Source organism: Streptomyces sp. NPDC029466 (assembly GCF_055574515.1).
In genome coordinates this window covers 41714-49226 of the sequence record NZ_JBVHZH010000057.1, presented here as the reverse complement: position 1 = coordinate 49226, position 7513 = coordinate 41714, and the positions used below count along the sequence as shown (strand labels likewise).

The window sequence follows — 7513 nt, the reverse complement described above, 5'->3', positions numbered from 1 at the left end:
GGCCGGACGAACTCCCACTCGGCATCCGACAGTTCATGGCGACGTATCACCCGACCATGATCCACCACCCGAGATCATTTGAAGACACTGCCTAGTCGGCGCCCTAACCCCCGCTCTCGTCCCCGCCCCCGTTCCTGTCCCCGTCCCCGTCCCCGTTCCTGTCCTCGCCTTCGCCCCGCCCCCGTGCAGCCCCATCGGCCGTGTGGTCCGGCCACACCCCGATGTGATCGCTTTCGAGCTCCAGCAGGACGCGGTGGGCCATGCCCAGGCTGGTGGTGTACTCGGTGGGCAGCTGGAGTCGGCCCGCCCGGTCGAGCATGGCGTATTCGCGGGACACCAGGGACTCCTGGCCGGTGGTGGCGTCCCGTTCGGTGCGGCGCAGCACCTCCGAGGACGTGCGGCCGTCGCGGATCGCGACCGTGCGCCGTACCTCGCTCGCCACCGTCTGGTCATGGGTGACGATCACGATGGTGGTGCCCAGTTCCTCGTTGGCGGTGCGGAAGGCCGTGAAGACCTGTTCGGCGGTGTGTGAGTCCAGTTCGCCGGTCGGCTCGTCGGCCAGCAGGACGGACGGGGTGTTGGCCAGGGCCACCGCGATGGCGGTGCGCTGCTGTTCGCCGCCGGAGAGCTGGTGCGGACGGCGGTCCCGGCAGTGGTGGAGCGAGAGCATCGACAGCAGTTCCTCGGCCGCCTTCGTCCGGGCCGCCCGGCGCCGGCCGCCCCGCAACTGCATCGGCAGCATCACGTTCTGGAGGGCCGTCAGATACGGCAGCAGGTTGCGGGAGGTCTGCTGCCAGACGAAACCGACGACCTCGCGGCGGTAGCCGAGCCGGGCCCTGGCGTCCATCGTCAGCAGATCGCGGCCGGCGACGGTGGCGGCGCCCGCGGTGGGCACGTCCAGGCCGGCCAGGATGTTCATCAGGGTGGACTTGCCGCTGCCGGACGCGCCGACCAGCGCCATCAACTCGCCCTCCGCGACCAGCAGATCGAGCCCCTGGAGGGCCTGCACCTCCACCCCGTCGGTGGTGAAGACCCGCACCAGCCGGTCGCACGCGATCAGCGCATCGTGCCCGTAGGCGGGCCGCCCGCGGCGGGAGGCCGCACGCCGCTCCAGCTCGGCCAGGCTGGTGGGCGCGGCGGGCCGGGGCGGGGACGCCGGGTCCGCCGCGGGGGCCGGCTCGTCCGGTGGGGCGTCGTCGGGCCGTGTGGTCATCGGGTGTCCCCCGCTCTCAACTCGGTGCTCTCGCGCCGACGTCCGCTCAGCCAGGCCTGGGCCAGGGCCACCGCCAGGGCCAGGGCGACCACGCCCGCCGACGGCAGCAGCAGGGAGGCGGGATCGGTGTGCAGGCTAATGGTGTCCGCCGCGCCGCCGCCCGAGGTGCCGGGGAGGGCGAGCGCGGTGAGGTCCGTGCCGGGACCCAGCAGCCGGATCGTGGCGGCGCCGGCGAGTGCGCCCCCGACGGCCGCGAGCAGCGCCGGCGGCAGCGCCTCCAGGACCAGCAGCCGCCGCCCCTGGGCCCGGGCCAGCCCCATCGTGCGCAGCCTGGCGAGGAGTTGGCCGCGTTGTGGGGCGGTTTGGAGGAGGGACAGCAGCAGGGCGAGCAGGGCGAAGCCGGTGCCGGCCGCGACCGCGGCGGTGTAGAGGCGTACCGCGCCCTGCTGGAGGGGTGAGTCGGCGAACTCGGCGCGTACGGCGGAGCGCAGCGCCAGCCGGACCGGCAGCGATTCCGGGGTGTGGGCCCGCATGGCGGTGCGCAGTGCCCCGGTGTCCAGGGAGCGGCCGGACAGCAGGAGGACGGAGGGGCCGGTGGCCGGGTCGCGGAAGGTGTCCGGGTGGCGGCGGGCGACGCTCGCGGCGTCGACGACGACGAAGTCGCCGCCGGGCTGCGCGGGGGTGTCGGCGCGCACGGTCTTCGGCTGGATGACGAGCTGGCCCAGCTCCGGCTGGAGGGCCATGGGGGCGCGCCCGAAGCGGGTCAGGAAGCTGGGGGAGACGATTGCGGGCAGCGGGCGGTCGCCGCCGGGGTCGGCCAGGTCCTGCGCGGCGAACGCGCCCAGGCCGGTGGCCCGTGCGAGCCGGGCGTACGCCTCGGCGTCGGCGATGACCAGGTGGAGAGGCGGCCCGTTGTCGTCGGCGGCCTGGACGTCGATACGCAGCGGAACCGCCTCCTCGACGCCCGGGACCTTGCCGGCTGCCCGCCGCAGTGCTTCGGGGAGCGGCTTGTCGGCGGAGATCCGGGCCTCGGCGCCGACGGCGGTCAGCGCCGCGTGGTCCCGGGCGGTGGCGACCCCGGCCAGCACCGAGCCACCGAACGACGCCGTGGTCAGCGCCACCACCAGGGCCAGCAGCGGCAGCCCGGCGGTGGCCGGGGCGCGGCCCGCGCGGGCCAGTGACAGAAAGCCGGTCAGCCCGGCGGTGCGGGCGGCGGGGCGGGCCGCCAGCCGCGGCGGTATCGGGCTGAGGCGCATCAGGACCAGCGCGGCGATCACCCCGATCAGCACCGGAGCGGTGCTGACCAGCGCGTCCACCCCACCCGTCGCCGTACTGCGGCCCCGCAGTGCGAGCACCGCGCCCACCGCCAGTACCAGCACGGTCAGTTCGGCGACCGTACGGCGCCGGGAGGGACGGGCGCCCGCCCCGTCGGCGCGCTCCACGGGGCGCGGGCGGCGGTGCGCGACCGCCGCCCGCAAGGGCAGCGCGAGCGTCCCCAGCAGCCCGGTGCCGGCCGCCGCCAACAACGAGGGCAGCACCCCCTCCCCGGGCACCAGCAGCAGCGCCAGACCACCCCCGGCCGCGGCCGCCGGCAGCGCCACCGCCGCGGTCTCCGCGGCCAGCCGCCCGGCCAGCCCGGCCAGGGAGGCACCACGGGCGCGCAGCAGGGCCAGTTCGGCGTGCCGGCGGGCCGCGGTCAGCCCGGCGGTCATCAGCAGCACCACCCCCGCGACGGTGCCGAGGCCGTACGCGGCCACCGCGATGACCGGTGCGACCGCCGCCCGCATCCGCGCGAAGGCGTCCAGCAGACCGTCCACCGCGCTGTCGGCCAGCGCACCGCTGCCCGCCACGCCGCGCAACCCGGCGAGCGCCGCGCCGTGTTCGAGGGAGAGCAGCCGGTCCCGCAGCAGCGGGGCGTCCCGGGCGGTCAGCGTGCGGGTGTCGACCGGGTAGCGCCAGAACTTCTCCGGCTCACCTTCGGTGCGCAGCAGCGCCGGGCCGTCCTGCGGCGACAGCAGCAGACCGGCGCGCCAGAATCTCTGCGGCGGCGGTCCCGGTGCCACGTCCTGTCGGGCGGCCGCCATCAGCGGGTCCACGGCCCAGTACGCGCGGCCCGGGGCGCGCGGGATGAACAGCCCGGAGATCCGTACCGTCAGGCCCGGCAGATGCAGGGTGCTGCCGACGTGCAGGCGGAGGGCCCGTGCGGTGGCGACGGTGACCGCGGCCTCCAGGGTGCGCTTCCCGGGTGCCGCGCCGTGCGGTAGCCGGCCCTCGGCGAGCGTGGCATGGACACCGAGCCCGGCGGCCGCGTACAGGGAGAAGGCGGGAGCGATGCCCTCGGGCCGGGGCAGCCAGGTGTCCTGGGCGTTCAGCGGCTTGGTGGTGCGGATGCCGTGCAGGGATTCGGCCGCGTCGATCCGCAGCGGGGCCTGGAACCGGCCCCGGATCGCCCGGTCCTGGCGGGTGAGCTCGTCCCCGGCGTAGGCAGCCGCGGGGTCGCCGGTCACGTCGGTACGCGCGAGGGTGATCTCCACCGTCCGCTGACCGGCCGGCACCGAGCCGAGCGCCTGGCGCACGCCCCGCGTCTCGTACGCCGCCATGCCGCGCGGGAACGCGGCCGCGAGGAACGCCGTGACCAGCACCAGCGCGCCCAGGGCCAGTGCCGTCGCGCGCGCCGGAAGCGGCCGGGACCGCCAGGTCGGTGCCTTCACCGGCGCTCACCCCGCCGACCGGGGCCCGGCGGCTGTCCGAAGGGCCGTGGTTCCGTGCGTGCCTCCGGCACCGGCCCTGCGACCTCTCTCGTCATCTCACCGCACTCCTTGGCCGCGCAGGGCCCGCACCGGGTCGCCGCGGCGCAGTCCGATGGCCGCGACGACCAGAAGCGGCACCGCCGCGACCGCCCCGAGCAGCACGGCGACCGGGCCCGGCGGCAGCTCCACCACTACCGTCGGCACCGGGCGGCCCGCCTCCTCGGTCAGCACGATCAGTGGGACGACCGCGCGGGTCAGGACCGTCCCCAGCGCCGCACCGACGCCCAGTGCCAGGGCGATCAGCACGCCCTGCTCGGCGACGATCATCCGGGCCAGCTGCGGACGCGGCGCCCCCAGGGCCCGCAACACGGCGAATTCCCGGGCCCGTTCGCGGACCGACCCGGCGGCACCGACCGCGAAGCCGACCGCCGCCAGGGCCACCGCGACCGCGGCGGCTGCGGTCAGCGCGGTCTGCGGGCCGAGCCCCAGCGGATCGTCGTGCAGCTGTCCGGCGATCTCGTCGCGGACCAGCACCTGGCCCGGGTCGGTGTCGGGGCGGTCCCGCAGCGCCGCGACGACCCCGGCCGCCGCGCCGGGCCGCGGGCGCAGCCACCACTCGGTGGCGGTCAGCGGCAGCGCACCGTGGTCGGACAGCGCCTCGTTGACGGCCCCGAGGTCGACCAGCAGCCCGCCGGTGGCCGGGGCGTCCGCCGGACCCGGCAGCGCCCGTACGGCCCGGACGATCCGTACCTTCAGCGGCCGGCCGTTGACCGGCACCTCGATGAGGGAGCCGGTGCGCGATCCGCTGTCGCGCAGGAACTTCTCGGTGGCGACGGCGGCGAGCGGCGGGCGGGCGGCCTGCGCGGCGGTGATCCGCACCGTGGTGACCGCGGCTCCCCAGTCGTCCAGCCTGGCGCCGGTGTCGTACGTCTGGGACAGCAGCCCGCCGTCGGGGACCCCCGCCCGGTCCGCCCGGGGCCCGGACGGCTCGCCCACCGAGGTGCTCTCGTCGGTGATCCGCGTCTTCCAGGCGAGGGCGGCGGGCGGGGTGAGGGGCCGGGACGGACCGCGGCCGGTGGCGGCCGATACGGCGGTGACGGTGAGCCGCTGACGGTGCGAGACCGGCGACTGGTCCATGGAGGTGAGCAGGCCGGTCAGCCGCAGCGGACCGGCCGGGCGGCCCGCCGGGGCGCCGGCCGCGGCACCGAGATCCGCGTGCAGAGTGTGCGGAGCACCGTCGGCCGGGAGCGGGCCGAGCGGCAGGGTGAACGGGATGCCGTGGCGGTCGGTGACGAGGGCGGAGAGGGTCGCCGGGACCGGCCCGGTGTCGCGCCCGGCGGCCGGCCGGCCGGGCGCGGGCGGCAGCGCCCGCAGCGAGCGCAGTGCGGCGGTCAGCCGTAACCGGTCGCTGCCGGGCGGCAGTTGCACCCCCGCCAGGGGACCTCCGCTGGGCGCCACCGCGCGCAGCACCCCGTCCGCCGTCCGGCCCCGTGGGCCGTCCGCGCCGCCGCCCACCAGATCGCCGCGCAGCAGCAGCGCCCCCGCCGACCTCCGGGCGTCCAGCGCGAGCAGCGAGGAGGACCGGCCGTCCGACAGCTCCAGACCGGCCAGCCCGACGGGCAGCGCCGCGGCCACCCCCGGCACCGTCGCATAGGCGCCGCCCTGGCCCAACGGCGGTGTCCGGCTCGCCAGTACGCGCACCGCCGCGCCCGCCCGGAAGTCGGCCTGGTCGTCCTGTGAACGGTCCCAGGAAGTGCCCTGGCCGATCGCCAGCATGCCCAGGGCGGTCGCCAGCACCAGCAGCAGCACCGGGCCGGCACCCCGCAGCGGGCGGCGGCTGATCTGCCAGCCGGCCAGCGCCGCGGCCAGCCCCCGGCCACCGGCCGCGCCCCGCTCGGCGATCCGGGCGGCGAGCGGCAGCAGCCGCAGCGTCAGGACCGTACCGGCGAGCAGCGCCAGCGCCGGGGCGGCCACCAGCACCGGATCGATGCCCAACTGCCCGGCGGCGTCCGCGGTCAGCACCCCGCTGCCGGCGCCGTCGCCGCCCGCCTTCTGCTGCTGGAGCTGCCAGTAGGCGACCCCGGCGATCACCAGCAGCCCGAGGTCCGCCCCGGTCCTTCCCCAGGCGCGCAGTCCCGCGCGGGCCGGGGCGGACCCCGGGGCACCGGGCAGCGCCCGCCGTCGCCGCGGACCGTCGGTCCCGGTCCGCAGCAGTGCGGGCGCGGCCACCGCGAGGGCGCAGCCCAGTGCCACGCCGCCGCCGGTCAGCCAGACCGGCGCGGTCAGCCGGGTGTCCAGCGGCAGCCCGATACGGGCCAACGCGCCCCGTCCGGACAGCAGTTGCATCAACGGCCCGGCCAGCAGCGGCGCGCCCACCGCGGCCGGGGCGGCCAGCAGCAGCGACTCGGCCAGGGCCAGTCCCGCGATCCGCCGCCGGGAGCCGCCGCGGGCCCGCAGCAGCGCCGTCTCGCCCGCCCGCGCGGTGCGCAGCATCCGGGCGACCAGCAGCAGTGCGTAGCCCGCGAGCAGGACCAGTTGCAGCGCGACGATCAGGATCGTCGAGCGGTTCACCAGCAGCGCCCGCCGCAACTGCCCCAGCGCATCGGGCAGATCGGTGGTGGCGGTGGCCCGGCCCCCGAACGCCGGATCGGCCATCAGCGCCTTGGGCGCCGGCCCGGCCGCGGCGGCCAGCGGGGCCAGCCGGTCCGCGGTCAGCGAGCGGAAGTCGGCGGTGGCGAGCCAGCCCACCGTGTCCTGGGCCACGGACCCGCCGCGGAACGCCGCCGGATCGGTGAGCAGCGGCCCGTACGTGGTGAAACCGGCGGTGCGCACCCCGCGCCCGCCGAGTTCGTCGAGCTGCCAGTACGGGTCGGCGCGGTCCCTGGGCCGGTAGACGCCGGTGACCTCGACGGCCAGACGGGCGGGACCGGACAGCCGGTTGTCGAGGGTGAACCGCCGGCCGGGCGCGATCCCCAGCCGGGCCGCCGCGGCCTCCGGCAGGGCGACGGGCACCCGGCCGGGCGAGGCCGGGCCGGGCCAGTGGCCGGCGGTGAGGGCCAGACGGGAGCGGTCCAGGGCCGCGAGGTGGGTGAGATCCGGCTCACCCGTGCGCGCGTCCGGCGACCGCAGCGCGCGGGGGAGGGCGTACGGCCCGGAGCGGACCAGGGTGCGCACCGTGAACGGCAGCCCGTCGAAGGCCCGCCGGGCACCCCGGGCGACCGCCCGGTCCGCCGGTTCCCTGGCCCCGGTGGGCAGTTGGGCCTTCACCTGGAGCGCGGCGGCCGGCGCGGCGCGGGTCCGCAGCGCCTGCCGCAGCCCCGCGTCCCCGATCGCGCCGGAGAAGGCCGCGAGCGTCGTCAGGACGGTCGTGGTGAGCAGCACCGAGAGCAGGGCCGCGGCCAGCAGCAGACGGTGCGCCCGCACCCGCAGGAAGACAAAGCCGGACACGGACCCCCCTTACCGCGCTCAGCACCACACAGACGAACGAATGGTGTCAGACGCGCGGCGCGGGCGGAGGAGGCTGTGGAAAACCCTGGCCGGATCATGACGA

At 77.2% G+C, this 7513-nt stretch carries 3 protein-coding genes; all 3 read right to left on the bottom strand.

Features of this window, described 5'->3' with window-relative positions:
• Positions 1–103 precede the first annotated feature (103 nt).
• The gene (locus ACZ4XD_RS32485; RefSeq protein WP_468048034.1) at positions 104–1213 is read right to left on the bottom strand and encodes an ABC transporter ATP-binding protein; all 1110 of its coding nucleotides are present in this window, start codon (positions 1211–1213) and stop codon (positions 104–106) included.
• Positions 1210–3924, bottom strand: a complete 2715-nt coding sequence (locus ACZ4XD_RS32480) for an FtsX-like permease family protein (protein WP_468048032.1) — start codon at positions 3922–3924, stop codon at positions 1210–1212. The genes ACZ4XD_RS32485 and ACZ4XD_RS32480 overlap by 4 nt, the downstream gene beginning before the upstream one ends.
• Before the next feature lie 96 nt (positions 3925–4020).
• Positions 4021–7410 (bottom strand): ABC transporter permease, encoded by a 3390-nt coding sequence (locus ACZ4XD_RS32475; RefSeq protein WP_468048030.1) that lies wholly within the window; start codon positions 7408–7410, stop codon positions 4021–4023.
• Between the last annotated feature and the right edge of the window lie 103 nt (positions 7411–7513).